Origin of the sequence: Streptomyces sp. NBC_00250 (assembly GCF_036192275.1) — a bacterium.
Classification (GTDB): Bacteria; Actinomycetota; Actinomycetes; order Streptomycetales; family Streptomycetaceae; genus Streptomyces.
Window position 1 is genome coordinate 5,312,476 of the sequence record NZ_CP108088.1, and the last position, 26,105, is coordinate 5,338,580.

General features: G+C 70.5%; 21 protein-coding genes and 1 tRNA gene. 8 read left to right on the forward strand and 14 right to left on the reverse strand.

The window, feature by feature from the left end; translation table 11 throughout:
- Positions 1-141 precede the first annotated feature (141 nt).
- The gene (locus OG259_RS24180; protein ID WP_328944164.1) at positions 142-972 is read left to right on the forward strand and encodes an LLM class F420-dependent oxidoreductase; all 831 of its coding nucleotides are present in this window, start codon (positions 142-144) and stop codon (positions 970-972) included.
- A gap of 237 nt (positions 973-1,209) precedes the next feature.
- Positions 1,210-3,792, forward strand: a complete 2,583-nt coding sequence (locus tag OG259_RS24185; protein ID WP_328944165.1) for a bifunctional FO biosynthesis protein CofGH — start codon at positions 1,210-1,212, stop codon at positions 3,790-3,792.
- A 100-nt stretch (positions 3,793-3,892) separates the two neighbouring features.
- On the opposite strand, the gene OG259_RS24190 is transcribed toward OG259_RS24185, so the two are convergent.
- Positions 3,893-4,516: a hypothetical protein gene (locus OG259_RS24190; RefSeq protein WP_328944166.1), complete on the reverse strand. Its 624-nt coding sequence runs from the start codon at positions 4,514-4,516 to the stop codon at positions 3,893-3,895.
- Positions 4,517-4,782: 266 nt separating this feature from the next.
- Between OG259_RS24190 and OG259_RS24195 the strand changes: the two genes are divergently transcribed.
- Positions 4,783-5,901: an ADP-ribosylglycohydrolase family protein gene (locus tag OG259_RS24195; RefSeq protein ID WP_328944167.1), complete on the forward strand. Its 1,119-nt coding sequence runs from the start codon at positions 4,783-4,785 to the stop codon at positions 5,899-5,901.
- Here OG259_RS24195 and OG259_RS24200 read toward each other — a convergent pair.
- Positions 5,886-7,442 (reverse strand): sodium:solute symporter family protein, encoded by a 1,557-nt coding sequence (locus OG259_RS24200; RefSeq protein ID WP_328944168.1) that lies wholly within the window; start codon positions 7,440-7,442, stop codon positions 5,886-5,888. The two genes, OG259_RS24195 and OG259_RS24200, sit on opposite strands and share 16 nt — an antisense overlap.
- 175 nt (positions 7,443-7,617) lie before the next feature.
- Positions 7,618-8,400 (reverse strand): SDR family oxidoreductase, encoded by a 783-nt coding sequence (locus OG259_RS24205; RefSeq protein WP_328944169.1) that lies wholly within the window; start codon positions 8,398-8,400, stop codon positions 7,618-7,620.
- 94 nt (positions 8,401-8,494) lie between these two features.
- Here OG259_RS24205 and OG259_RS24210 point away from each other — a divergent pair, with 94 nt between their 5' ends.
- Positions 8,495-9,340 carry a hypothetical protein gene (locus OG259_RS24210; RefSeq protein WP_328944170.1) on the forward strand — a complete coding sequence of 282 codons (846 nt, stop codon included), beginning with the start codon at positions 8,495-8,497 and terminating at the stop codon, positions 9,338-9,340.
- 162 nt (positions 9,341-9,502) lie between these two features.
- Here OG259_RS24210 and OG259_RS24215 read toward each other — a convergent pair whose 3' ends face one another.
- The 3 genes from OG259_RS24215 to OG259_RS24225 form a co-directional block, all read right to left on the reverse strand.
- Positions 9,503-9,703: a DUF397 domain-containing protein gene (locus tag OG259_RS24215; protein ID WP_266892984.1), complete on the reverse strand. Its 201-nt coding sequence runs from the start codon at positions 9,701-9,703 to the stop codon at positions 9,503-9,505.
- Positions 9,704-9,903: 200 nt separating this feature from the next.
- A complete protein-coding gene (locus OG259_RS24220) occupies positions 9,904-10,764 on the reverse strand; it encodes a helix-turn-helix domain-containing protein (protein ID WP_328944171.1) in 861 nt (286 codons plus the stop codon).
- Positions 10,765-11,031: 267 nt separating this feature from the next.
- Positions 11,032-11,730, reverse strand: a complete 699-nt coding sequence (locus OG259_RS24225) for a GOLPH3/VPS74 family protein (RefSeq protein ID WP_328944172.1) — start codon at positions 11,728-11,730, stop codon at positions 11,032-11,034.
- A gap of 195 nt (positions 11,731-11,925) precedes the next feature.
- Between OG259_RS24225 and OG259_RS24230 the strand changes: the two genes are divergently transcribed.
- From OG259_RS24230 to OG259_RS24240, 3 genes are all read left to right on the forward strand, one after another.
- A complete protein-coding gene (locus OG259_RS24230; protein WP_328944173.1) occupies positions 11,926-14,367 on the forward strand; it encodes a D-alanyl-D-alanine carboxypeptidase family protein in 2,442 nt (813 codons plus the stop codon).
- A gap of 386 nt (positions 14,368-14,753) precedes the next feature.
- On the forward strand, positions 14,754-16,439 hold the full coding sequence (locus OG259_RS24235; RefSeq protein WP_328944174.1) for an MFS transporter: 1,686 nt from the start codon (positions 14,754-14,756) through the stop codon (positions 16,437-16,439).
- Between the two features lie 197 nt (positions 16,440-16,636).
- A complete protein-coding gene (locus OG259_RS24240) occupies positions 16,637-16,930 on the forward strand; it encodes a hypothetical protein (protein ID WP_266892976.1) in 294 nt (97 codons plus the stop codon).
- Positions 16,931-17,057: 127 nt separating this feature from the next.
- Here the strand turns inward: OG259_RS24240 and OG259_RS24245 are convergent.
- A tRNA-Arg gene (locus OG259_RS24245) sits at positions 17,058-17,130 on the reverse strand.
- Positions 17,131-17,699: 569 nt separating this feature from the next.
- Between OG259_RS24245 and OG259_RS24250 the strand changes: the two genes are divergently transcribed.
- Positions 17,700-18,104, forward strand: a complete 405-nt coding sequence (locus OG259_RS24250) for a peptidase inhibitor family I36 protein (protein WP_328944175.1) — start codon at positions 17,700-17,702, stop codon at positions 18,102-18,104.
- A gap of 153 nt (positions 18,105-18,257) precedes the next feature.
- Here OG259_RS24250 and OG259_RS24255 read toward each other — a convergent pair whose 3' ends face one another.
- The 7 genes from OG259_RS24255 to OG259_RS24285 form a co-directional block, all read right to left on the reverse strand.
- Positions 18,258-18,758 carry an AMIN-like domain-containing (lipo)protein gene (locus tag OG259_RS24255; protein WP_328944176.1) on the reverse strand — a complete coding sequence of 167 codons (501 nt, stop codon included), beginning with the start codon at positions 18,756-18,758 and terminating at the stop codon, positions 18,258-18,260.
- A gap of 65 nt (positions 18,759-18,823) precedes the next feature.
- Complete coding sequence (locus tag OG259_RS24260; protein WP_328944177.1) at positions 18,824-19,609, reverse strand: hypothetical protein; 786 nt, start codon at positions 19,607-19,609, stop codon at positions 18,824-18,826.
- Positions 19,609-22,710, reverse strand: coding sequence for a transglycosylase SLT domain-containing protein (locus tag OG259_RS24265; protein ID WP_328944178.1), 3,102 nt, complete (start codon positions 22,708-22,710; stop codon positions 19,609-19,611). Before OG259_RS24265 ends, OG259_RS24260 begins: the two co-directional genes overlap by 1 nt.
- An 8-nt stretch (positions 22,711-22,718) precedes the next feature.
- Positions 22,719-23,240 (reverse strand): DUF2690 domain-containing protein, encoded by a 522-nt coding sequence (locus OG259_RS24270; protein WP_328944179.1) that lies wholly within the window; start codon positions 23,238-23,240, stop codon positions 22,719-22,721.
- 77 nt (positions 23,241-23,317) lie between these two features.
- Entirely contained in the window at positions 23,318-23,845 is a 528-nt protein-coding gene (locus OG259_RS24275) for an AMIN-like domain-containing (lipo)protein (RefSeq protein WP_328944180.1), read from the reverse strand.
- 367 nt (positions 23,846-24,212) lie between these two features.
- On the reverse strand, positions 24,213-25,046 hold the full coding sequence (locus OG259_RS24280) for an ABC transporter permease (protein WP_328944181.1): 834 nt from the start codon (positions 25,044-25,046) through the stop codon (positions 24,213-24,215).
- Positions 25,043-26,074 carry an ATP-binding cassette domain-containing protein gene (locus tag OG259_RS24285; protein ID WP_328944182.1) on the reverse strand — a complete coding sequence of 344 codons (1,032 nt, stop codon included), beginning with the start codon at positions 26,072-26,074 and terminating at the stop codon, positions 25,043-25,045. Before OG259_RS24285 ends, OG259_RS24280 begins: the two co-directional genes overlap by 4 nt.
- Positions 26,075-26,105 lie beyond the last annotated feature (31 nt).

Below are 26,105 nucleotides of genomic sequence, written 5' to 3' on the forward strand. Positions count from 1 at the left end.
GTGAACCCCGCGGTAACGGGAGATGCCCTGGGGGCTGCGGTCGACTCCCGCCCCGGCCGACGACCGGTCGATCGGACACCCCTGCCACCTCGCCCCACCGCACCCCTCGGAAATCCGGGCCGTACGCCCTACCGTGCCGCTATGCGGATCTCGACCACGATCTTCCTGACCGACGAGACCATCACCCCGGTGCGGCTCGCGCGCGAGCTCGAACAGCGCGGCTTCGGCGGGCTCTACCTCCCCGAGCACACCCACATCCCCGTCGCCCGGGACACGGCCTACCCGGCCGGCGGCGAGCTGCCGAGGGAGTACGGACGCACCCTCGACCCGTTCGTGGCCCTCGGCCAGGCCGCCGCCGTCACCGAGCGCCTCGTGCTCGGCACCGGCATCACACTGATCGCCCAGCACGACCCGATCGCCCTCGCGAAGCAGATCGCCACCCTCGACCACCTCTCCGGCGGCCGCTTCACCCTCGGCCTCGGCTTCGGCTGGAACAAGGAGGAAGCCGCCGACCACGGCGTCGACTGGCCGACCCGCCGCGACCTGGGCCGCGACCGCCTGAACCTGATGCGGGCGCTGTGGTCCCCGGAGCCCACGGCGTACGAAGGCGAGTTCGGCCACTCGGTCCGCGCCTCGGAGGCCTGGCCGAAACCCGCGGGCGGCGCACCCCGCACCCTCCTGGGCGGCGCGGCGGGCCCGAAGCTCTTCGCCCAGATCGCCGCGCAGACGGACGGCTGGATGCCGATCGGCGGCCGGGGCCTGACGGAGTCGCTCCCGCTCCTGAAGGCGGAGTGGGAGAAGGCGGGCCGCGACCCGAAGACCCTGGAGCTCGTCCCGTACGCGGTCCTCCCGTCCCCGGGCAAACTCGCGCACTACACGGAACTGGGCTGCGAGGAGGTCGTCCTCCAGCTGCCCCCGGCGGGCGAGACGGAGGTCCTGCGCACCTTGGACGCGTACGCGCAGTACCTCTGAGGAACGGCGCGTACGCGCGGCACCTCAGAGGAACGGCCGACCGACCCGGGCGCGGAACCGACCCGGGCGCGGAACCGACCCGGGTTCGGCACCCACCCGGGCGCGGAACCGACCCGGGCTTGGCACCCACCCGGGCGCGGAACCGACCCGGCTTCGGGTACCGACCGCGGCCGGGGCCTGGCCGGTTCCTGTGGGGACCCCAACCTTCTCCCACGCGCCCGCTCGTATGCTCGTTTCATGACGGATGACCAGGAAGCTCGTCCCACCGCGAACGCCATGCGCCGCGCCCTCAAGCGGGCCAGAGACGGAGTCGCGCTCGATGTCGGTGAGGCGGCCGTGCTGTTGCGGGCGCGGGGGGAGGACCTGGAGGATCTGGTCGCCTCCGCCGGGCGCGTGCGGGACGCCGGGCTCGACGCGGCCGGGCGGGCCGGGGTCATCACGTACTCGAAGAGCGTGTTCATACCGCTCACCCGGCTCTGCCGGGACAAGTGCCACTACTGCACCTTCGTCACCGTCCCCGGCAAGCTGCGCCGGGCCGGGCACGGGATGTTCATGTCGCCGGACGAGGTCCTCGACATCGCCCGGCGCGGGGCCGAGATGGGCTGCAAGGAGGCCCTGATCACCCTGGGCGACAAGCCCGAGGACCGCTGGCCGGAGGCCCGGGAGTGGCTCGACGCCCACGGGTACGACGACACCATCGCGTACGTACGGGCCATGGCCATCCGGATCCTGGAGGAGACCGGGCTTCTCCCCCACCTCAATCCCGGCGTGCTCTCCTGGACCGACTTCCAGCGGCTCAAGCCCGTCGCCCCGTCCATGGGAATGATGCTGGAGACCACCGCCACCCGCCTCTGGTCGGAGCCCGGCGGCCCCCACCACGGGTCCCCCGACAAGGAGCCGGCCGTGCGCCTCCGGGTCCTGGAGGACGCCGGGCGGTCGTCCGTGCCGTTCACCTCGGGGCTGCTCCTCGGGATCGGAGAGACCCTTGAGGAGCGGGCCGAGTCCCTCTTCGCGCTGCGCCGCGTCTCCCGGGCGTACCACTCGATCCAGGAGCTGATCATCCAGAACTTCCGCGCCAAGCCGGACACGGCCATGCGCGGAATGCCGGACGCCGAACTCGACGACCTCGTCGCCACCGTGGCCGTCGCCCGGCACATCATGGGCCCCTCCGCCTGCCTCCAGGCCCCGCCGAACCTCGTCGACTCGGAGTACGAGCGGCTCATCGCGGCCGGCATCGACGACTGGGGCGGGGTCTCCCCGCTCACCATCGACCATGTGAACCCGGAGCGGCCCTGGCCGCGGATCGAGGAGCTCGCCGAGAAGTCCCGCGCCGCCGGCTTCGAGCTGCGCGAACGCCTCTGCGTCTACCCCGAGTTCGTCACCCGGGGCGAACCCTGGCTCGACCCCCGGCTCCTCCCGCACGTCCGCGCCCTCGCGGACCCCGAGACGGGGCTCGCGAACCCCGAGGCGCCCGTGCGCGGCCTGCCCTGGCAGGAGCCCGACGAGGCGTTCACCGCCACCGGCCGCACCGATCTGCACACCACCATCGACACCACCGGCCGCACCCACGACCGGCGCGACGACTTCGACGAGGTGTACGGCGACTGGGAAGCACTGCGCGAGGCGGCCGCCCCCGGGATGGTCCCCGAGCGGGTCGACGCCGACGTCCGCGAGGCGCTCGCCGTCGCCGCCGACGACCCGACGAAGCTCACCGACGCCCAGGCGCTCGCCCTGCTGCACGCCGACGGGCCCGCGCTCGACGCGTTGACCCGGATCGCGGACGACGTCCGCAGGTCCGTGTCCGGCGACGACGTCACGTACATCGTCACGCGGAACATCAACTTCACCAACGTCTGCTACACCGGCTGCCGTTTCTGCGCCTTCGCCCAGCGCCGTACCGACGCCGACGCGTACACCCTCTCCCTCGACCAGGTCGCCGACCGCGCCGAGCAGGCCTGGGAGGTCGGCGCCGTCGAGGTCTGCATGCAGGGCGGCATCCACCCCGACCTGCCCGGCACCGCCTACTTCGACATCGCGCGCGCGGTGAAGAAGCGCGTCCCCGGCATGCACGTGCACGCCTTCTCGCCGATGGAGGTCGTCAACGGCGCCACCAGGACCGGGCTCTCGATCCGCGAGTGGCTCACGGCCGCCAAGGAGGCCGGGCTCGACTCGATCCCCGGCACCGCCGCCGAGATCCTCGACGACGAGGTCCGCTGGGTCCTCACCAAGGGCAAGCTGCCCACGGCCACCTGGATCGAGGTGATCACCACCGCCCACGAGCTGGGCATCCGGTCCTCGTCCACGATGATGTACGGCCATGTGGACCAGCCCCGGCACTGGCTCGGCCACTTCCGCACCCTCTCCCGGATCCAGCAGGAGACCGGTGGCTTCACGGAGTTCGTGACCCTCCCCTTCATCCACACCAACGCGCCCGTCTACCTCGCGGGCATCGCCCGCCCCGGCCCGACCGCCCGTGACAACCGCGCGGTCATCGCCATGGCCCGGCTCCTCCTCCACCCGCACATCCCCAACATCCAGACCAGCTGGGTGAAGCTGGGCACGGAGGGCGCCGCCGAGATGCTCCGCTCGGGCGCCAACGACCTGGGCGGCACCCTGATGGAGGAGACCATCTCCCGGATGGCCGGGTCGAGTTACGGCTCGTACCGCTCGATCCGCGACCTGGAGGCCATCGCGGAGGCGGCGGGCCGCCCGGCGAAGCCCCGGACGACGCTCTACGGCGAGGTCCCGGAGGAGCGGCAGCGCACGGCGAGGGCCTCGGACGGCCACCTCCCGGAGCTGCTGCCCGTGCTGGGCGACTAGGTGTCTTGTCGATCACGCCGCGAGCCCGGCCTGATCGACAAGACACCCCCTGGGCCCTGTCCGGCGGGTCGTGGCCGGGCCCTGATCCGCCGGGCATCCTCTAGCGGTGGTCGCGGAGGGTGTAGCCGCCCTCGATCACACGGGCATCGGCGGCCGGGGCCATGCACTTCGTGAGCAGCGGCTCGCCCTCCAGCGTTCCCCCGGAGAGTCCGATGCGGCTCGGTCCGTCTCCCTTCGGGGGAACGAGGAAGCTCACGCCCATGCGGAAGTGCGGGTCCAGCACCCCCTGCCAGGGGCTGCCGGGGTTGGTGCGGACGAGCGTGCCGGTCACGGTCGCGGTGGGACCGCCGGTGGTCAGGCAGTCGACCTTGAACTCGCCCCAGTGGGTCGTGGCGGGCGCGCCGTCCTTCGCCGGGTAGCTGTGGGAGAGGCGGAAGGTGCCCCACGAGCGGGTGGGGAGGGAGCCCGCGGCGTAGGTGGCGCGGGCGTCGACGCTGAACCGGACCTCCTCCTCGGTTTCGGGGTACTCCATCCGCCCCTCGCCCTTGAGGGAGGACCGGAGGGTCGAGGCGGATGCTTCAGCGGACGCGTGCGCGGACCCGTACGCGGACGCGGACAGGGGCGCCGGGGCTTCGGCGGGGGCGGGTGCCGCGACGGCGACGGGGGTGGCGACAGCGGCGACCAGCGCGAGCAGGGCGGCGGCCCGCAGGGAGTTCTTCAGCACGGTGATGCTCCGATCGAGGAGTCCGGTACGTCCCCACGAGCCTCGCCGACCTCCCGGTCCCGGACGTCCGTCGAGGGGTGGGTCCGTCTCCGCCGCTCGGGGGAGAGCGCTGCGGTCGGGGCGAGGACGGCCGCCCGACCGACAGCCGGAAGTGCGGTCAAAAGCGGCCTGAAGGGCGTCGGATCACATAACGTTCCGGCCCCCGAACGGACGTACTCGGTCGATTACAGTGCTGCGCAGACCGGTCTACGGGGGGAGGGCACGTCGTGGCCACGACAGCCGCGGCCGTGTGGGGCCGCGCCGAACAGCAGGATTTCCGGGCCCGCGTACGGGGCTGTCTGCTCGGCGGAGCCCTCGGCGACGCCCTGGGCGCGGCCGTCGACGGACTCACCCTCGCCGAGGTCCGCGAGGCCCACGGACCTGACGGACTCGGCGAGCCCGCGCCCGCGTTCGGCCGCCGCGGCGCCGTCACCGCCGCGACCCAGATGGGGCTCTTCACCGTCGACGGACTGATCCGCGCCCAGGTCCGCCGCGACACCGGCGCCTGGCACCCGCCCACCGACGTCCACCGGGCGCATCTGCGCTGGGCCGCCACCCAGCGCGACTGGGGCCCCGACGAGCGCCGCAAGGACAACGGCTGGCTCGCCCACGAGGAGTGGCTCTACGCCCGCCGCAACCCGCCCCGCGCCTGCCTCACCGGCCTCGGCGACGACATCCTCGGCACCCTCGACAAGCCCAAGAACCCCACCGCCGCCGACTCGGGCGCCCTCGTCCGCTCGGCCCCCTTCGGGCTGCTCGTCGGCTGGGAGCCGCAGCTCGTCTGCCAGCTCGCCGTGGAGTGCGCGGCACAGACCCACGGCGCCCCGGCCGCCGGCCTGGCGGCGGGCGCCTTCGCGGTCGTCGTCCACGGCCTCGCGCGCGGCGGCTCCGTCGAGGCGGCCGTGGACCGGGCCCTGGGGCAGCTGGCGGTGCGCCCCGGCCACGAGCCGGTCACCGAGGCACTCGGCCACGCCCTCGGAGCCGTACGGGAAGGGGTTCCCGACCCGGAGCGGGTGGCCGCCCTCGGCGCGGGGGAGGACCGGGCGGAGGGGCAGCTGGCGGCGGCCGTGTACTGCGCCCTGGTCGGCGAGGACGTGCGGCACGGTCTGCGGCTCGCGGTGAACCACGACGGGCCCTCGGCGGTGACGGGGGCGCTCACGGGCGCGCTGCTCGGCGCCCTGCACGGCGAGACGGCCCTCCCGCCGGCCTGGCTGGCCGAACTGGAGGGCCGTGCGACGGTCCTGGAGCTCGCGGACGACTTCTCGATGGAGATGACGCAGGGGGCGGCCCTGCACGGCCCGGCGGAGTCGTCGCCGGGCTGGCTGGCGCGCTATCCGAGGGGCTGATCGGCGGCCCGCTCGGGCCCGGTCTGGGCGGGGATCCGGGCGGCGCCGGTCCCGTCCCCGTCGCCGTCCGAGCCGATCTTCGCGAGCAGCGCGTCCCGCTCCGGGGTGTCCTCGGGCCGGACGAAGCCGATGAGGACGTACAGGACGAGGGACGTGGCGAGCGGCGAGACGATCTGGATCTGGAGCTCGACGCCGTCGAGGCCGTAGTTGGTGAGCCAGAAGACGAAGAGTCCGGCGGCCCAGGAGACGAGCGCGGCGGTCGGGCCCGACTTCCGGAAGGCGCGGAGCAGTCCGAGCATGAAGGGGATCGCGATCGGCCCCATGAGCCCGGCGACCCACTTGATGACGACGGTGATGATGTCCTTGAAGGTGGGGGAGTTGACCTGGGTGGCGACCGCCATCGACAGCGCGAGGAACGCGATCGTCGACCAGCGCGCGGCGACGAGACCGGCCTTCTGCGTCCAGCCGCGGGCGGCCTTGCTGAGGGCGGGTGCGATGTCCCGGGTGAAGACGGCCGCGATGGCGTTGGCGTCGGAGGAGCACATGGCCATGGTGTGCGAGAAGAAGCCGACGACGACGAGGCCGAGGAGGCCGTGCGGCAGCAGCTGCTCGGTCATCAGGGCGTACGAGTCGGAGGCGTCGGGCTTCTTGGGGTCGACGAGCAGCGGCGCGACCCACATGGGGAAGAAGAGGACCAGCGGCCAGACGAACCACAGCACCGCGGAGAGCCGGCCGGAGCGGGTGGCCTCGCGGGCGTTGGGGGTGGCCATGTAGCGCTGGGCCTGGTTCCACATGCCGCCGCTGTATTCGAAGGTCTTGATGAACAGGTACGCGAGGAGGAAGGTCAGCGTGTACGGGCCGGCCGTCGGCGCGGTGTGGCCCTGGAGCTCGGGGCGGTCCCACACGGTCCACAGGGCGCTGAAGCCGCCGAGCTTGCCGAGGACGGCGACGAGCATGGCGACGCCGGCGAGGAGCTGGATGACGAACTGGCCGAGTTCGGTGAGGGCGTCGGCCCAGAGCCCGCCGACCGTGCAGTAGATGCCGGTGACGACGCCGGTGATGAGGATGCCCTGGTTGAGGGAGATGCCGGTGAAGACGGAGAGCAGGGTGGCGATGGCGGCCCACTTGGCGCCGACGTCGACGATCTTCAGCAGGACGCCGGACCAGGCGAGGGCCTGCTGGGTGGGGAGGTTGTAGCGGTCCTTGAGGTATTCGAGCGGGGAGGCCACCTTGAGGCGGGAGCGCAGCCGGTTGAGCCGGGGCGCGAAGAGGTGCGCGCCGACGGCGATGCCGATCGCGATGGGGAAGGACCAGGTGACGTAGGACGTGACGCCGTAGGTGAAGGCGATGCCCGCGTATCCGGTGAACATCACCGCGCTGTAGCCCGACATGTGGTGGGAGATGCCGGAGAGCCACCAGGGCATCCGGCCGCCGGCGGTGAAGAAGTCGGAGACGGTGTCCACGCGCTTGTGGGACCAGACGCCGATCGCGACCATCACGCCGAAGTAGCCGATGAGCACGGCCCAGTCGAGACTGTTCATGGAGAGCCCCCTCCAGGGGTCTGGTCCGCCTTGTGAACGCCGTTCATGGTGTGGCGAGTTGCAAGGCAGGGACAATGCAATGGAGGGTCAAGGGACAGTAAAATCGTTCTGTTTACTGACCCTTGTTCATGTCTATGAACTTGTCTCGGGTGGATTCAGGGGGCCCCGCTGGGCCTCATCGCATCAGCTCACCCGCGTTGACCAGCAGCGACTGTCCCGTGATCGCCCGCGCCCGGTCCGAGGCGAGGAAGGCCGCCGCCTCCGCCACGTCCCCGTCCGTCGCCAGCTCCGGCAGCGCCATCCGCTCGGTGAGCCGAGCGAGCACCTCCGCCTCCGGGACCTTCTCGGTGTGCGCGGTGAACTGGACGAAGGCCTGCACCGGCGGACCCCACATCCAGCCGGGCAGCACGGTGTTGACCCGGATGCGGTGCGGTCCGAGCTCGCGCGCGAGGGAGTACATCGCCGAGGTCAGCGCCCCCTTCGAGGCCGCGTACGCCGCCTGCCGCACCTGCGTGGGCGCGGCCACCGCCGACTGCGTACCGATCAGGACCACCGAACCCCCGCGCTCCTTGAGCGCCGGCAGGCAGGCGCGGGTCATGCGGAGGGTCCCGAGCAGATTGACGTCGAGCACCCCCTGCCAGGTCGCGAAGTCGGCGTCTTCGAGGCCGCCGAAGCAGGAGTCCCAGGCGGCGACGTGGACCACCGCGTCGATCCCGCCGAAGCGCTCGGTCGCGAGGCCGGCGAGGGCCTCGCACTGCTCCTCGTCGGTGATGTCGGTGGCCCGGTAGGCGGTACGGCGCCCCTCCGGGTCGATCGCGGCGGCGGACTTGGCGAGGTTGGCCTCGGTGCGGGCCCCGAGGACCGCGTTGCCCCCGTCCCGTACGACCGTCTCGGCGATGCGGTGGCCGAGCCCGGCGCCGACACCCGACACCACGACCGTCTTCCCCTGGAGCAGCATCCGGACCCCTCTCAAGCCTGGCCAACTATCTGACGGTCCGTCAGAGTGGTCGTCAGGGTAGGTCCCTGTCACCGACTTGGGAAGAGGTACGAGAGTGAGCGAGGAGACCCGCAGCGAGACGTACGCGGAGCTGGCGTCCGTCGGCCCGTACGGGGTGCGGCCCGGCCATGCGCTGATCACCATGGTCGAGCCGCACCCGGGCCACGAGTACGCGTACAACCGCTGGTACGAGGACGACCACTACTACGCCGGCGCCATGGCCATGCCCTGGATGTACGCGGGCCGCCGCTGGGTCGCCACCCGCGAACTCCAGGACCTGCGCGTCCCGGAGAAGTCCGCCGTCGCCCGGCCCGTCACCGCGGGCTGCTACCTCTCCACGTACTGGATCACCGAGGGCCGCTACGACGACCACATGAAGTGGACCGTCGGCATCAACAAGCGCCTCAACCGCGACGCCCGCGTCCACCAGGAACGGACCCACGTCTTCACCGCGTTCCAGGACCACGAGGCGACCGTCTACCGCGACGGGGCGGCCGGCCCGCGCGACTTCCACGCCCTCGACCACCCCTACGCGGGCCTGATCCTCCAGGTGATCGACTCCGAAGGCCCGGAGGAACGCGCCGAACTCCTCGAACGACTCCGGACCCGGGATCTTCCCCGGCGCCTCGCCGGCTCACCGGCGGCGATGGTCACGCTCTTCCGCCCGACCCCGCTCCCCGGCGACCGCATGACGTACGTGAAGCAGGTCGAGGGCGTCGACACCCGGCTGACCCTGCTGTGGTTCCTGGAGCGGGACCCCAGGGAGTGCTGGACGGATCACTTCGCGGATCTGGAGACGCTGGGCGGCGCGGGAGACGGCGGTCCCGGCCGGGTGGAGCTGGTGGCGCCCTTCATCCCGACGGTGCCGGGGACGGACCGGTACGTGGACCAACTGAGGTAACCGGTCGGCCGAATCCGGTAGGTCGTTTCCGGTCGGCCGAATCAGGTAGGCCGTTTCCGGTCGGCCGAATCCGGGAAAAGGCCGAGCCCCCTCGGCCAGGACGGCGGACCGGTCGAGAGGGCTCTTTCGTACTGCTGGTGGTGACGGCTTGAGCAGCGGGGCTCAGAGAGCCCCGTTGCTCACCTCGCCGACGAAGGCGTTCCACGATCCCGGTCCGAAAGAAAGGGAGGGACCCTCGGGGGCCTTGGAGTCCCGCACCGCGATCGCGGCCACGAGGGGGGACTTCACTTCGACGCAGGCCCCGTTCCCTCCGGAGTACGAGGACTTCGTCCAGGTGTCGGTGCCACCCTGAATAATCGCCATGCTGCTCAGCTCCGGTTCTGCCAGTGGATGTCGCGCCAACGTTCTTGCCGGCGTGATCGACGCTACTTGCTGGTCCCGCCCGGCGGGACCAGCGTTCACACGTCCGAGTGGCATATTCCAACTGAGCTTCCGTGGGAGCGAGTACGCGGTGTACCGTACCCGCCCCGCTGTTTTCGGGCCGGCGCGAGAGGCCGTTCGGCTCAGCCCCTGGCGTGCTTCTTCACCATCTCCGAGATGAAGTCGCGGGTCTGCTCGACGTTCAGCGCCTGTGCCCTGAGGTGCTCGTACATGACGCTGTACTTGCCGACGTCCTGCGCCTTCTCCAGGTACAGATCGCTCGTCACGCCCTCGATGTAGACGACGCTGGAGTCGGACGTGTCCGGGAACTCCAGGATCGAGTACTGGCCGCTGATCCCCGGATGCGCACCCATCTCGAACGGGATCACCTGCACGGTCACGTGCGGCAGGTGCGACTGCTCGATGAGGTGCTCCAGCTGCTCCACCATCAGCTGCCTGCTGCCGACGATCCGGTGCAGCGCACCCTCGTCGATGACCGCCCACAGCCGCAGCGGACGCTCCTCGTCCCGGATCCGCTCCTGGCGGCGGGTACGGACCGTGACCCGCTTCTCGATGTCCGCGGGCGCCGACTCCGGCAGCGCGCCGGAGATCACGGCCTCCGCGTACGCGTGCGTCTGGAGCAGACCCGGGATGATCTGCGGCTCGTACATCCGCAGACTCTCCGCGTCCGTCTCCAGACCGATGTAGACGCTGTACGGGATGTCGCCGAAGGCGTGCCACCAGCCCTGCTGGCGCGAGTCCTTGGCCATCTGCATGAGCGAGTCGACCATGCGCTCGTCCTCGACCTCGTACACGCCGCACAGATCGCGCACATCGCGCTGACTGATGGAGCGACGGCCGTTCTCCAGCCGGCTGATCTTGGACTGGGAGACGAGGAGACGCTCGGCCACCTGCTCGGCCGTCATGTTCTTCGCTTCCCGGAGCTTGCGCAGCTCCTGGCCCAATCGGCGTCGCCTGACGGTGGGGTTGACGTTGGACGCCACGGAAACTGCACCTCCGGCTGTCTGCTGCGTAGCTGTGAGTATCTACCGCTTGGCAGACTGCCACCAAAGCCCAGGTGTGCGCTGGAAAACGACCACAACGTCTGCGCCGGGGAACGACCGTGCCCCGTCATGGCGCCCGCCGGGAACGCCGGTGAAGCCCGGTGCGCCGGGAAAGAGGGGAACGCCGTACGTGTGCGGGGCGGCCGTCCAGACCGCCCCGCACACCTGTGCGGCTCCCGGGTTGGTTCCTTGGTACGTGCGGAGTGCTCAGTGCGCCGCCGCGCGGGCCATGTTGCCGCGAGGCTGCGCCGGGACACCCGCGGCGCTCCGACGCGGCTGTGCCGCCGCGCCGTTCTGGACGTCCATCACGGCGTGCGCCACGAGTCCGCCCATCGGGTCGTGCCGGATCAGATCGCGCAGCCGGGACCGCGACGACCGTCCTTCGTTGCCGGGGTAGAGGTGCTTCCCGAGACCGACCGCGTGGGCCAGCGCGGCAAGCGCCGCGGTCCGCGGGTCCGGCGGTACGCCGGTGCGGATCGCACTGTCCAGCCGGGAACGGATCTCCCGACTGATCGCCGTGTCCGTCGCCTGGTAGCGAGTCGTCGGCAACACCCCGCACATCTGGGTCTCCACGGCATGCACCATGCCGCATCGCTCCAGATGCGAGAGATACGTCTGACGGAGCCCCAGCCGGGGCCCGCCGATCCAGTGGACGGCCCGAACCGGGCTGCCGCGCCTGCGCAGCAGCTCCAGTGCGGAGTCCAGTGTCGGATCTCCGGTCGGCCGTGGCATCACCACGGCGATACGATCCCCGTCAGGGGCTATCCGGCCTGCCAGCGCCAGCTCCACTAGCTGTGCTCCGGCCAGACCGAGGTCGAGCGACTGCGGCTGCGCTGTGGTACCCGTGGTCGGGTCCAGAGCGAGCAGTAGAAGCTCTTCCGGAATGGTTCTGCGGCTCCTGCCCATCCATGCCTCCCCGCGTGGATGAATGACAGGGTGACCCCTCTCACATTCATCTGTCGAGAGTGCCTGGGTGGTTCATCCGGGAACCAGTAGGTATGTCGTTCTCGTCTAGCACGGGGGCCAAGGGGTTCACACAGGACACTGGTACACGGACCGGTACATGGTCCGTACGTACGCACGACGCATGGAGGAGGCACGGTGGCGGGCGAGTCCCCCGACAAGGCGGAGCAGCAGGGGTCGTCTCAGGAGACGACGGCCTCGGGCGGCGGCGGCCGGGATCCGCGGCTTTCCGTACTCCGTGAGTCAGACGCCTCGTCGTCGGCTCCGGTTTCTTCGTCTTCGTCTTCGTCTTCGTCTTCGCGTTCGGCCTCGTCCACGTCCTCGGAGGCGTCGTCCCCGGCGTCGTCGGTTCAGGTGGACCAGCCGACGGCCGTCTTCAAGACCCTCGCGCCCCGGACCCCGGAGGACGACGCGCCGTCGGCCGCTACGGAGCCGGAGACGGACGCGGAGTCGGAGCAGGGGTCGGAGACGGCTCCCGAGCCCGAGAGCGACCGTCTGAAGGCCGCGGTGGCGGCCTGGGTGGCGACGGCGGAGGAGCCGGAGGCGGAGGACGAGTCCGAGGAGTCCGAGGAGCTCGACGAGCCCGACGAGGGCGATTCGGAGCCGGACGAGTCCGTCGAGGACGAGCCCGCGGATGAGCCGGAGGACGACGAGCCCGAGGACGAGGCGGACGACGAGGCGGATGAGGAACCTGCCGAGGACTCCTTGACGGACTCCGCGGAGGCCCCTACGGATTCCTCCGCTGCTTCTCCTTCCTCCGATTCCTCTGATTCCTCCGCTTCCTCCGCTTCCTCCGCGGACTCCTGGTTCGCGGCGCGGAAGCCGACGGAGGCCGAGCAGCCCGCGGCCGAGACGCCTGCCCACTCCGACGCGGCCGACTCGGCCGGTGACGTCGATGCGGCCGATGCGGCCGATGAGGTCGATGACGTCGACGACGTCGAGGACGAGCCGGTCGACCAGCCGACGACGATGTTCAAGGCGGTCCGGCTGCCGGCCGCGCCCGCCGTGGACCAGCCGACCACCGCGCTGAAGCTCCCGCCGTCCCTGACCGCGGACTCCGACAGCGAGCGCACGAGCACCTTCCTGCCGCTGCGGGCGGACATCCCGGCCGAGCAGAAGGCACAGAAGGCGCAGGAGGCCCCCCGGGTCCCGAAGACGCCCGAGGCGCCGAAGCCCGCCGCGTCGGCCCCGACCCCGGCCCCCGTCCCCGTGACGACGCCGAAGCCGACGCCGGCCGCGAGGCCGGCGACCGGGCTCGTCGAGGCGGAGCGGACGCGGCAGCAGCCGCTCCCGCCGCTGCCCCCGCTCGACCTGCTTGCCGAGCTGACGAACACCCCGCCCCCGCCGCCGACCCCGCTGCGGACGACGATGCGCCGGTTGCGGATCTGGACCCCGCTGGTCCTGCTGCTCCTGATCGTGTTTGCGATCGTGCAGATGGTCCGTCCGCTGCCCGCACCCGCGTTGACGCTCTCCGCCGCGCCGACCTTCACCTTCGAGGGCGGCGAGCTGAAGCTGCCGTGGCCCACCGAGGGGCAGGGCGCCGTCGAGGTCGAGGGCGTCGGTTCCATGGGCACGTACGGGGCGCAGAAGCCGGCCCCGATCGCGAGCGTCACGAAGACGATGACGGCGTACGTGATCCTCCGCGACCACCCGCTCAAGGGGAGCCAGAAGGGCCCCGAGATCGAGATCGACGCGAAGGCCGCCGAGCAGGGCAAGGCGGAGCACGAGTCGACGGCGGCGGTCCAGCAGGGCCAGACGTACACGGAGAAGGAGCTCCTGGAGCTCCTCATGATCCCCTCCGCGAACAACGTGGCCCGGCTGCTCGCCCGCTGGGACGCCGGTTCGGAGGCCGCGTTCGTCGAGAAGATGAACGCCGCCGCGAAGGACCTGGGCATGAGCCAGTCCACGTACACCGACCCGTCGGGTCTGCTCGACAGCACCGTGTCGACGCCGCAGGACCAGCTGAAGCTGGCGAAGGCGGTCATGCAGTACGACGTGTTCCGCGAGATCGTGAACATGCCGAACGTGACGGTGGACGGCCTTCCCGGCCGGATCGAGAACAACAACACCATCCTGCTGAAGCCGGGTGTCAACGGCATCAAGACCGGCTCGTCCACCCCGGCCGGCGGCAACCTGCTCTGGTCGGCGAACACGGTCGTGGACGGCAAGAACCGGCGCATCCTCGGCATCGTGATGGGGGCCAAGGACGCCGAGCAGCTGGGCGAGAAGCTCAAGCTGGCCATCGACAACAGCTACAAGATCATCCAGCAGGCGCAGAAGGACGTCACCTCGGCGGCCGTGGTCCGCAAGGGCCAGGTCCTCGGCTACATCGACGACGGCCTCGGCGGCCGGACGCCGGTCGTGGCCACCAAGGAGCTCAAGGCGATCGGCTGGCCGGGCCTCCGGGTGAAGCTGCAGCTGTCGGACGGCGGCAAGGTCGTCCCGCACACGGGCAAGGCGGGCGACATCGTCGGCCAGGTGTCGATCGGCACCGGCGCCGGCAAGGTCAGCTCCCCGGTCGCCCTGCAGGCGGACCTGGTGGAGCCGGGCTTCGACAAGAAGCTGACCCGCGTGGGCTGACGGGCCACCCGCTCGGCTGGGCTCCCCGGGTTCTCCGGGGCGCCCAGCTGTTAGCGTTTTCGGGGGGACGAGCACGACGCGTGACACACGCGAGAGAAGTGAGACGGGCAGCACGGGAAAGGGCCGCAGTGACCACCGCCGAGCCGACACGCGCCGAGCCGACACGGTCCGACCGCGTGGACTCCGTCCCTGACCCCGAAGAGTCCGCTGTCGAAGGTGGCGCCGGTGCCCAGGCCGACCCCGGCACGGATGCGGATGCGGATGCGGATTCCGACGCCGACACGTCTCGTAATTCGCTCACGCGAATAGTGCTTCCGGCGCAGCGGCCGGCCCCGGCGTCCACTTCCCCGGCCCCGGTCCGGCGGCGGAAGCGCCGCTACACGGTCATGGCGGCGACCGGGCTCGCGGCCGTCACCCACATCCTGTGGTTCTTCTTCTTCGCGAACAGCGGCGGCGATCTGGCGGCGCAGGACGCGTGGGCCGAGTTCGTCGGCCGTCACCCGGACTCGGCGTACAACCTGGCCTGGTACGGCGGGATGCACCCGGTCTCGTACAGCGTCGTGTCGCCGTATCTGATGTCGCTGCTCGGTGTGCGCAGCACGATGATGATCGCCGGGACGCTGTCGGCGGGACTGACCGCGCTGATCCTGGTGCGGGTGCGTGCGGTCCGCAACCCCCTCGCCTGCTCGATCGCGGGTGTCTTCGCGTTCCTCTGCAACGCGCTGTCGGGGCGGGTGACCTTCGGCCTCGGCATGATGTTCGCGGTCGGCGCGGTGGCGGCCGTGTTCTGCTGGCCGCACCGCTGGCGCCGCAAGCGCTGGGCGAAGGCGGCGGTGGCCGCGCCGCTCGCGGGCCTGGCGACGGCGTGCAGCCCGGTCGCGGGCCTGTTCCTGGGAGTGGCGGCGGCGGCGCTGTTCCTGAACCGCCGGCGCCCGGGCGCGTACGCGCTCGGCCTGGCCCCGGTGGCGGTCGTCGCCCTCTCCTCCTGGCTGTTCCCCTTCTCGGGCACGCAGCCGATGGCCTTCGGGTCGACCGCGCTGCCGCTGCTGTTCGGAGTGCTGACCTTCCTCCTCGTCCCGAAGGACTGGCGGACGGTCCGCACCGCCGCGGCGGTGTACACGATCGGCACCCTGCTGACCTGGCTGATCGACTCCCAGATCGGCTCGAACATCTCGCGGCTCCCGATGCTCTTCGCGGGTGTCGTGCTGCTCGCGGCCCTGCCGTACACGGCGCCGCGCTCACGCCGCTGGTACGCGCTGCTGCTCGCCTTCGCGGGCCTGAACTTCTGGATCGGCTTCAAGGGCGTCGACGACGTCATCCGCACGGCCCCGGACGCCTCCTGGGCGCGCGAGCTGGCACCGCTGATCAACCAGCTCCAGGTGCGGGACGCGCGCAAGGCGCGGGTGGAGGTCGTACCGGCGTCGAGCCACCGCGAGTCCTCGGCGCTGAGCCCGTACATCAACCTGGCGCGGGGCTGGAACCGGCAGGCGGACATGGAGCGGAACCCGCTCTTCTACGACGACACCCTGAACGCCGTGAACTACGAGGAGTGGCTCGACCGCTGGGCCGTCCACTACGTGGTCCTGCCGACGGGTGCCCCCGACTCGGGCGCCGAGCAGGAGGCCGAACTGGTCGGCGAGGGCCTGCCGTACCTGAAGCAGGTCTGGTCGGACGAGAACTGGCGCCTGTACGAGGTCGAGAACCCGAGCCCCCTCGCGACCCCGCCGGCCGAAGTGCAGAGCGCGGAGGAGAACGAGGTCGTGATCCGCGTCGGAACCCCCGGCCGGGTCCTCATCCGCGTCCCGTACTCCCCGTGGCTGGCCCTGGTGGACGAGAACGGCGGCAAGATCGAACCCCCGCAGGAGACGGAAGCGTCGAAACTGGCCCGCGAGGAGTCGGACACGGAGCTCCCCAAGGTCTTCGCCAACGAGGAGGGCTGCCTCTTCAAGGCGGAGGCGGACGCGGAGGGCGACGAGTGGACGGAACTCCTGGCCCCGAAGCCGGGCGTCTACCGGCTGGCGGCCCCGTACAAACTCTCCCGGGGCACGGCCTGCCCGGAAGAACTCCGCTGACCGGTCCCGGCACGCAGCCACCCCCGGAGGCCTCACGGGAACGGCCCCCGAAGAGCCGCGCGTACGCCACCCCGCCCCGCCACGCGTACGACCGCCACCCCGAGCGCACGGTCGCTGTGTGAACCCGTCCGATCACTTACCGCTAGGATCTCGGGCGTTGTCGCAGCCGCGCGGCGGACCGAGATAGGGGCATCTCCATGGCCATCATCGTCACCTTCGACCTCCCTGGCGCCGGACAGGACCTTTACGACACGGTCATCGAACGCGTGACCGGCGGGAAGGGCTTCACGCAGTTCGCGGACCTGCCGAACACGGGCCTCGTCTCTCACGCGGCGGGGCCGGTCGACGGAGGCTTCCGCGTGACCGAGGTCTGGGAGAGCGCGGAGGCCCTGGAAACCCACGCGAAGCTCTTCGGCCCGGTCCTCGCCGACCTGGGCCATGCCGACCTGCAGCCCACGATCATCCCGGCGCACAACGTCGTCGTCCGGTAGGGGCGGTTCGGGCCGCACCAAGGGGCGCCGAGCCCAGTCGCAGACGGTCGGGCCGCATCAAGGGACGCCGACCACGCGCAGACGCCGAAGACCCCGGACCGTGATCGGTCCGGGGTCTTCGCGCTTGTGCCCCCGGCAGGATTCGAACCTGCGACACCCGCTTTAGGAGAGCGGTGCTCTATCCCCTGAGCTACGAAGGCGTGGCGGGGGCTTGGGGGAACCTTGGAGGAGACCCGGTGAGTGGATCTTCGGCGAGGAAGCCAAGCCCGCTGGTCAGACGCCGTGTGGACCCTGCTGGGTGGCATCGCTGCCTGACAGGGGCCGCGCCAACGGCTGACCAGAGAACAGGGTAGCGGATGACCATCCGCCAGGGGCAAACGTTCCCGGGCGGGCGCGCAGAGTCGCGCTGACCAGCAGGTCTTTCGAGATCTGGGGGTGGGGGCTGCCTGAGCCTGGCGCGATTGCTCGACCTTTGTGTCCCTGGGGTGAGCCTTCATCCGTTTCGTGTTGTGTGGCCGCGTCGTAGGCCTGCGTCATCGGGGGCGGAGTGCCCGGCTGTCGTCCGTTCTTGGCCTCGCGTGGTCCTCGCTCGCCGACCGCGAGAACAGGGGAGTTCTGGAGAGGCGGCTTTGAGTCATCGTCGGCTGATGATTCCAGCCATTTATACGGTGCATGGGTCAATGATCCTTGACGGGGCGGGTTGATCTTCGCCTATCGTCGCGTGGTCGCTTTCGCGACACATTCAGAACGGTCTAGCAAAGGGATTTCGATGCGCAATCTGCACATTCTCGGCGTTGCCGCAGCCGTGCTCAGCATTGGGGCATTCGCGGCGCCGGCCCAGGCGGCCTCTTACGACGGTGTTTGCAACTCTTCGGGTGGCGGGGAAATATGCCTCTACCGCGATGCCAATGCGAGCGGGCCCATATACGACACGCTCTACAGCAAACCCTCTTATACGGGCACGTACTACGGAACCGGCATCTCCATCAACGACAGCGTGACGTCGGTCAAGAACCTCGACCCCGACACCAACGCCGAGCTCTACACCAACGGCAACTACACCGGCGACCACACGACGGCCTGGTCGAATGCCACGCTCAACGACCTGGAGTCGTGGACCGACAACCTGGTCTCCTCCCACTGCTTCTGGAGCAACGCGGCTTGCCCCGGCTAGAAGCGCACCAGTCCGACAGGCGCCACGGAATTTCTTCCGTGGCGCCTGTCGGCCGTTTCGCGTTCACCGAAGAGTGAATTCCGGTTAATTCTCGGCGCTGAGCCACCGCATTCAGTGTGCTCGTCCTGCTTGCGCCCTCAGGGCAGCATGAAATCAGTGGTTGATGTCTATGACGATCCGGTTGGGGGCGGTCAGCTTGAAGACCCTGTAAGAGGTGTGCGGGCCGAGGGCGAGGCCGAGGGTGTTGCTGTCCTCGAAGCTGTAGACGAGGGCCTGGCCCTTGAGGCTCGGGTAGGCGAAGGATTCCGACCTCGGACTCGTGTACGTGGACTGGTAGTTCACGTCGAACGTCTCGGCCGGCATGAGGGTGAGCTTCAGGTAGGAGTCGCCCTTGATCGGCACCTGGGTCTGCGAGCCCTCCTCGCCCCAGTAGAGCGGGGTGGTCTGCTCGCTGGTCGTCCACCCGGGGATGGTGCCTTCGCCGAGGTCGATCACGACGCGGTCGTACGTGGGGTGGGTGGCCGTCCGTACGCCGAGGACGCAGATGTCGGCGCAGGTCGGAGCCGCTGCCACTGCCACGGCCGATGTGGTGCCGACAAGGGTGGCGACGAGGGCCGCGGTGCCCGTCAGGGCGCCGAGTGCGGTCTTGCGCATGAGTACTCCTGGTGGGGTGTGGTGGGTGGGTGCGTGGGTGAGTGAGGGACACGCGGTCCGGTGGGTCAGGAGTTTTCGGCTATTCCTCCGCCTGCCACCGACAGCGTGTACATACCGACCGACTCGGGCGTCGGGCCGGACCTCAGCAGGAGCGCGTGCGCGCTCCCGGAGACGTACAGGGAGCTGACGACCTGGCGGCGTTCCTTGGTGTAGAGGGCGTCGACCTGCTTCTTCGCCCTGTCGAGCCAGGCGGTGGCGCCCTTCTCGTCCCACCCCGGAATCCCCGTGCCGACGCAGTCCTCAAGGAACGCCCCGGCCTTCGCCCGGTCGGCCTTCACCATGCAGCTGAACGTGATGAGGTCGCCCTGCTCCGTCGGGACGCCCGACAGGGCCAGCTCCCGCTCCCCGTCACGGGGCACGCCCCCGGAGAGGTGCCACACCTTGCGGCCGCCCGGTGCGTCGATCAGGCGCGGCTTGCCGAGCGGGACCTTCCAGCGCCCGGCGAGGCCGGTCAGGAAGTCGTCCGCACGGTAGCCGGGAGCGATGACCGCGCTCTTCCCCAGCCGGGGCGCCCGGTCGGCCGTCACGGCCCGGTCCGGCCAGTCCGCGGCCGCGGGCGGCTCGGTGACCGCCGTACCCGGTCCCGTACCCGCGCCCGTCGCCGACGACGCCGGGGACGCCGCCGAGGACGACGGGGCCGGCTTGCCCGGGGTGGTCGACGTCGGGGCTCCGGCGGGGCGGGCGCCCGGATCCGTCGTACCTTCGTGCTGTGTGCAGCCGGCCAGGCCGGCGGCAGCCGCGAGAGCGACTGCCGCCACGAACCGGCGGCACGAGTCGTGTGCCGTTCCCATCACTTCCCCATGTTGCAGTTGCCCTTGTCAGGAGCACCCACGGGGACGAACGCGACCGCGTCGAAGGCGACGTTGGCGTCTCCGGTGCCGCCGGACGGGTGGACGTTGTCCATCTCGACGCCACCGCCCTTCCAGAACTGCCACGAACCCAGCTTGAACCAGGAGTTCTTGCCCAGGGTCCGGTTCGCCTGGCTGATGTTGCAGGTGTCCGTGCCCAGGCCGCCCTTGTTGGGGCCGGGGATGGTGGTGTACCGGACGGTGGCCTCGGCGCCGTGGTTCGGCAGGTGGATCCAGACGTTGAACCGCCTGCCGGGCTGGTCCGGGCCCGGCAGGAGCGCCGGGTTGAGCTTCCAGCGCCCGGTGACCTTGTGGAAGAAGTCGGCCGTCGGATAGCTGTGCGTGAAGAACACGTGGCCGTTGTAGCCCGCGCCCAGCTGGTGGACGTCGATCTGCGCGATGTACGGGCTCGCGCGGAAGTTCTTGTTACCGCGGTCCACGATGAGGTTGTCGCCGAATTGGAGCGAGAACTTGCCCTGATCGGCGTTCGGGACGGCCCCGCAACCGTAGACGTTCTCACGCCCGTTGAGGTCGTCGATGACGATCGTGCCCGGCGTGCCGTCGGGCGTCGTCATGCACGGGCCCGACGGGTACTTGGCGACGAGTTCCGACTCGGGGGAGCCGACCGGGAACCGCAGCTGCTCACGCGAGGAGTTGCTCTCGCTCTGGCCCGGGATCCAGGAGGCGCTTCCGGCCCAGCGGCAGCTTTCGTTCATGGGCGGGCAGGGGTTGGCCGTGCCCGGCGTGCAGTTGTTGATCGAGGGCGAGCAGAACATGCCGTAGTTCGTCGGCAGGTTCAGCAGGGCCGTGGCGCCGGGGAAGTCGGCCACCATGTACGAGGGTTCCCAGTTCCACGTCTTGTGCGGGGTCTCCGCCCAGCCGAGGACCTTCTCCTGGTACGGCCACTTGGCGGGGTGCGCGGCGTCGTCGAACGTCGCCCGCAGGAAGCCCTGGCGGTCCGGCGGGTAGGTGGCGTTGGCGGGGTTGTTGAAGAAGCCGAGACCACGGGGCTTGGTCGGGTCGGTGTAGACGCCGCTGTTGTAGCCCCACAGCGCCATGTACCAGTTCTCGACCCACTGCGGGCTGCCGTCGTTGGTCTCCATGCCGAGAGCCTTGAGCTGGTTCCACTTCTCGGCCAGGATCTGCATGCCCGCCGCGATGTTGGTCGCGTAGTCGGTGGCGATGGCACCGGCCTCGGTCGGGTTGAACGTCTCCGCGTGCCTCTCGGACATGCCGGTGGTGACCTGGGCGATGCCGTAGCCGCAGTCCGAATCCCGCCAGTTCGGGTAGTAGTGGATGCTCGCGCCGTTGCCGAACCAGTCGGCCTGGAGCACGTTGCCCGCCGTACCGTTCACGGAGTGCCAGGACGCCTGCTTGAAGTTGGACTCCTGCGCGAGGATGCCGAGGACGACCTGCGCGGGGATGTCACCTCCGCCGGTCAGGCCCGGCTTCGGGAAGAGCCCCTGCGGGGAGTACGCCGGCAGGCCGGTGTCGTGCCAGTTGGCCGGACGCTGCAGGGTGAGCGCGCCGTGCACGGCCTGGTCGACCGCCCATTCCACCTGGTTGGCGCTGGGCTGCTGCGCCTGCCGCTTCGGGTCGTTCCGCTTCACCAGGCAGGGGATCTCGTAGAACGGGTCGCTCTCGTCCTCGGGATCGCCCCGGACGACGGGATGCTCGTACGTCTCCACACCGGCGGAGAGGCACAGCGCCTCCGGCGAGCCCTCGCCGCAGCTGAGCGGCTCCACGTCGTCCCGCGGGTCCGCCGTGGCCCCGAGGGCCACGGCCCCGCTCGCGACCGGTCCGGAGACGGTGTGCGCCGCCGGTCCCATCGCGGGGCTGCCCGCGGAGGACGCGGGCTTCTCGACGGGGTGGGCGTCGGTGTCGAAGGCGATAGCCGCCTTGGTGCCCGTGGCGACGGCCGTCGCCTGGAGGCGGATCAGGCCGGCGGCCAGACCGTCCTCCGTGGCCTTCGACTCGGGCGTGCCGAGGGGCGCCCTGACGCCCTTCAGTTCGTCAGAGACGACGGAGGTCGCGATCAGCCGTCCCTCGCGGGAGACGGCTTCGGGCCGGCCCGTGAAGGGCTGGGCCTTGAGGCCGGGCGCGCGCGAGGTGTCCATCTCGGCGACGTCGCCCACCACGAGGGAGCCGCCCTTGCGCGGGAAGAGCTTGACCTTCCCGATCTCGCCGGAGCCGAGCGCGGAGAGCTTTCCGCCGTGCCAGCGGCTGATGACGCTCTTGCGTCCCTTCACGTGGCCGAGGTCGAGGTCGCCGCCGGCCGAGGAGGTCAGGGCGAAGACCGGGCCGTCCAGCTTGGTCTGCTTCTGCGCGCGCGTCGTCTTCCCGCGGCCGGTCAGCTTCACCAGATCGCCGTTCAGGACGCCGTAGTCTCCGCGCGGCGTGGGCAGCATGTGGGTGAGCTGTCCGTCGACCGTGCGGTCGGCGGTGGCCTTGCCCGTGGCCGCGTCGGCCTCGATGACGGTGGTCTTCCCGGGGCCGGCGTCCGTGGCCGAGCTGGTGGAGAAGAGGACCCGGTCGTCCTCGCCGCAGCCCGGCGAGTAGTAGGAGAGGTGTACGCCCTGGGCGACCTCGGTGACCTTGCCGTCGCTCAGCCGCACGACGGCGGCGAACGCGCCGCGGTAGACGGCTCCCGGCTTGTTCGTCCACAGGGAGGGCATGTACACGGCGGCGGCGTACTTGCCGGAGCCGGTGGTGCAGACGTAGCCCGTCCAGGGGCCCGCGTCGACGTCCTTGCGCCGCAGCGAGGCCACCTCGCGGAAGGTGTAGCCCTCCCGCTCCGAGGCCGCCACGATGTGGAAGCCCTCGGAGTCACCGGTCCCGCTGACGATCTGGTCGCCGGAGTTCCGGTACTCCTTGCCGAGGGCCTTCTCCGGCGCGCCGAAGAGGACGTTGGTGGTGGCGTCCGCCGCCTCGGCGGGCGTCGTCGGGGCCGCGAACGGGATCAGGGCGATCGAGGACGCCAGCACGGCGGTCGCGGCCACCTGTGCGGTGAGGCGCCGTCGTGGCGTCCGTAGGTGCTTCAGCATGATCCCTCTCACTGCCAGGCCGTACAGGCGCCGGTCGACCGGGGCATGCTGCCTCCGGTTCCTTCGTAGTCGAGGGGCGCCGGATCCCAGTGGGTGCCGTTGGTGTTCCAGCAGGCCTTGTTGGTGCCCTGCCAGTCGCCCATCGTGGTGTGGCCCGTCGGCAGCTCGGGCGTGAGCCACTTGGTGGTCCCCCGGGGCCACTGGGCGCCGCCGATCGTCGGGGTGGACCACAGCGCCACGTAGTACGACGCCTGCGAGGGCGAGGTCGGGTCGATCGCGCCGGTGGCCCAGACCGAGTTGCAGCTGTACGAGTAGATCAGCTGCACCTCGACCTCGTCGCCCTCGTTGAGCTGCGCGATCCGCTCGGAGCTCTGGTCACAGCCCTCGCTGTACGGGTCCTTGCCCGCACAGGTCTCCGCGTAGCAGCCGGGGGCGTTCGCGTCTGCCGACGCCTGTGGCGTCGTCAGTGTCTGGGACAGACAGAGGAGCACCACCGCGGCTCCCACCCTGCCCCATGTTCTCTTACGCACGACAATCTCCTTGAAAAAGGCGAGAGATGAAAGAGGTTCGAGAAATCGGAGAGATTCGACAGCAGAAAGTGCTGGGGCTACCGGTAGATGTCGACGACGACACGGTTCGGCTGGGTCAGCGTGAACACGCGGTAACTGCTCACCGGGCCGTTGAGGGTGATCCCGAAGTCGATCGCGGGTGAGAACCCGAGGATGGCGTCGGTGTCGAAGAGGAACTGGCTCGCCTTGACCGTGGGCAGGTTGAACGTCTCGACCCGCGGGTTCGTGGTCGCGAAGTCCCCGTCTCCGGCGTTCTTGAGGCTGAGGAACAGGTACGAGTCCCCGGGGGTGGTCAGGTACTTCGGCTCACCGCCCGGCGTGATGAATTCGCTGTACGGGGAGTGGTGGGCCTCGACGGTCGGCAGCGGGCCCGCTCCCAGGTCGAACACCACGCGGTCGTGGTCGGCGTGGGTGGCGGCGCGGACGCCGTCGACGCAGATGTCGTCGCAGACCTCGACCGCCGCGCGGGGCGGCGCCGCCGAGGCGGTGGGGGCGGCTGTGACCGTCGCGAGGACGGCCGCGGCGGGGGCGATCAGGCGCGAAAGGGCGCGTCTCGTGGCGTGCATGATGCTTCATTCCCTTCATGACGGAAGGGCGCAGGTTACGACATGGACCTGACACACTGTGCGGCGATTTTCACGAGTACGTCATGTCTGAGTAGCCCCGGTGAACGCCGCCGCGGCAGGCCCTCCCCGCCCGGTTGTGAATTCGGGGTGAAGGATTTCCCGCCGAATTCGGCGGGACGTTCACGAAGGGGGCGGAGTAGGTGTCGGGTCAATCCGTAAGAATCGTCGTTCGTGTTGCCCCGGGCCCATTTTTCTCACCTTGAGGGGGATCCGGGTGATGCGGGCGAGTCGCCGGCGCCCACGACGAAAGGGGCGACTCCCGGCACCGGCCGGGAGTCGCCCCTACGTCGTGTTCGCCCCGCCGTGGTCAGCGCGTGACCTCGCGCTCGAAGGCCGAGCGGGACCACAGGTAGCCGAGTGCGGCGAAGGCCGCGCACCAGGCCAGGGCGATCCAGCCGTCGTTGCCGATGGGGGTGCCGAGCAGCAGGCCGCGCAGGGTCTCGTTGATCGGGGTGAAGGGCTGGTACTCGGCGAACCAGCGCAGGGCGGTGGGCATGGATTCCGGGGTGACGACCGCGCTGCCGAGGAAGGGCAGGAAGGTCAGCGGCATCGGGGCGTTGCTCGCGGCCTCGACGGTCTTGGCGCCGATGCCCATCGCGGCGGACAGCCAGCTCAGGCCGAAGGACAGGAAGAGGAGCAGACCCAGGGCGGCCAGCCACTCGACGGCCGAGGCGTCGGGCCGGAAGCCCACCGCGAAGGAGACGCCGGTGACGAGGACGAGGATCACCGCGACCTGGATGACGCTGGCGAGGACGTGACCGGTGAGGATGGAGCCGCGGGAGATCGACATCGTACGGAAGCGGTTGACGATGCCTTCCGTCATGTCGGTGCAGACGGAGATGGCCGTCGTGATGGCCCCCGATGTCACGGCCATCAGGATGATGCCGGGCACCACGTAGTTGGTGTAGTCGCCGCGGTCGCCGCCGGCCCCGATGCCGGTGCCGAGCGCCCCGCCGAAGACGTACACGAACAGCAGCAGCATCACGATCGGCATCACGACGATCGTGATGGTGAGGGAGGGGTAGCGCTGCAGGCGCTTGAGGTTGCGGCGCAGCATCGTCCTGGAGTCGCGGAAGGCGTACGAGCGGGTGGGCTCGGCGGCCTTGGCCGGGGCGAGGGTGACGGGGCTCGTGGTGCTCATCGGTTCGACTCCTTCTGGGCGGTGGCGGACGTGGACGCGGCGGTGGCGGACCGGCCGGGGACGGCGGGGGCGTTCTGCCTGCCGGTGAGGGTGAGGAAGACGTCGTCGAGGTCGGGGGTGTGCACGGTGAGCGACTCGGCCCGCGCTCCGGAGCCGTCGAGGGCGTCGAGGATGGCGCGGAGGTTGGTGACCGAGCCGTCGCTGGGGATCTGCAGGGTCAGCGACTCCTCGTCGCCGGTGGCGATGCCGAAGATCGCGGCCGCCGTGGCGAGGTGGGCCTCGTCGGCGAACCGGACGCGGACGTGGCCGCCGGGGATCAGCCGCTTCAGCTCCTCCGCGGTGCCCTCGGCGACGAGCCTGCCGTGGTCGAGGACCGCGATGCGGTCGGCGAGGTGGTCGGCCTCCTCCAGGTACTGCGTGGTGAGGAAGATGGTCACGCCCTGATCCGTGACCAGGTCCCGGATCAGCTCCCACATGACGCGGCGGCTGCGCGGGTCGAGGCCGGTGGTCGGCTCGTCGAGGAAGATGATCTGCGGCCTGCCGACCAGCGTCATCGCCAGGTCGAGCTTGCGGCGCATGCCGCCGGAGAAGGTGGCGACGTTCTTGCGGGCGGCCTCGGTCAGCTCGAACCGCTCCAGGAGCTCGGCGGTGCGGCGTCGGCCCTCGTCGCGGCTCAGGTGGTGCAGGTCGGCCATGAGGATCAGGTTCTCCTCGGCGGTGAGCAGCCCGTCGACGGCGGCGAACTGTCCGGTGACGCCGATCCGGCGCCGTACCGAGCCGGCGTCGGTCGCCACGTCGTGACCCCCGACCTGCGCCTCGCCCCCGTCGGCCGTGATCAGCGTGGAGAGGATCTCGACGGTGGTGGTCTTGCCGGCGCCGTTGGGGCCGAGCAGGGCGAAGATCGTGCCCTCGGGGATCCGCAGGTCGATGCCGTCGAGCACCACCTTGTCGCCGTACGACTTGCGAAGGCCGATCGCGGCGATCGCCGCGGTGCGCGTGCTGGTGGCCGCTGTGGTCGCGGTGTTCATGGTGGGCGGACCTTTCTCTTGCGGGGAGTCC

Excerpts from the sequence above, each read along its gene's own strand:
- OG259_RS24180 (WP_328944164.1), top strand. The coding sequence starts at position 142 with ATGCGGATCTCGACCACGATCTTCCTGACCGACGAGACCATCACCCCG.
- OG259_RS24185 (WP_328944165.1), top strand. The coding sequence starts at position 1,210 with ATGACGGATGACCAGGAAGCTCGTCCCACCGCGAACGCCATGCGCCGC.
- OG259_RS24200 (WP_328944168.1), bottom strand. The coding sequence starts at position 7,442 with ATGAACAGTCTCGACTGGGCCGTGCTCATCGGCTACTTCGGCGTGATG.
- OG259_RS24205 (WP_328944169.1), bottom strand. The coding sequence starts at position 8,400 with ATGCTGCTCCAGGGGAAGACGGTCGTGGTGTCGGGTGTCGGCGCCGGG.
- OG259_RS24215 (WP_266892984.1), bottom strand. The coding sequence starts at position 9,703 with ATGGCGATTATTCAGGGTGGCACCGACACCTGGACGAAGTCCTCGTAC.
- OG259_RS24225 (WP_328944172.1), bottom strand. The coding sequence starts at position 11,730 with ATGGGCAGGAGCCGCAGAACCATTCCGGAAGAGCTTCTACTGCTCGCT.
- OG259_RS24235 (WP_328944174.1), top strand. The coding sequence starts at position 14,754 with ATGGCGGCGACCGGGCTCGCGGCCGTCACCCACATCCTGTGGTTCTTC.
- OG259_RS24240 (WP_266892976.1), top strand. The coding sequence starts at position 16,637 with ATGGCCATCATCGTCACCTTCGACCTCCCTGGCGCCGGACAGGACCTT.
- OG259_RS24250 (WP_328944175.1), top strand. The coding sequence starts at position 17,700 with ATGCGCAATCTGCACATTCTCGGCGTTGCCGCAGCCGTGCTCAGCATT.
- OG259_RS24255 (WP_328944176.1), bottom strand. The coding sequence starts at position 18,758 with ATGCGCAAGACCGCACTCGGCGCCCTGACGGGCACCGCGGCCCTCGTC.
- OG259_RS24260 (WP_328944177.1), bottom strand. The coding sequence starts at position 19,609 with ATGGGAACGGCACACGACTCGTGCCGCCGGTTCGTGGCGGCAGTCGCT.
- OG259_RS24265 (WP_328944178.1), bottom strand. The coding sequence starts at position 22,710 with ATGCTGAAGCACCTACGGACGCCACGACGGCGCCTCACCGCACAGGTG.
- OG259_RS24275 (WP_328944180.1), bottom strand. The coding sequence starts at position 23,845 with ATGCACGCCACGAGACGCGCCCTTTCGCGCCTGATCGCCCCCGCCGCG.
- OG259_RS24280 (WP_328944181.1), bottom strand. The coding sequence starts at position 25,046 with ATGAGCACCACGAGCCCCGTCACCCTCGCCCCGGCCAAGGCCGCCGAG.
- OG259_RS24285 (WP_328944182.1), bottom strand. The coding sequence starts at position 26,074 with ATGAACACCGCGACCACAGCGGCCACCAGCACGCGCACCGCGGCGATC.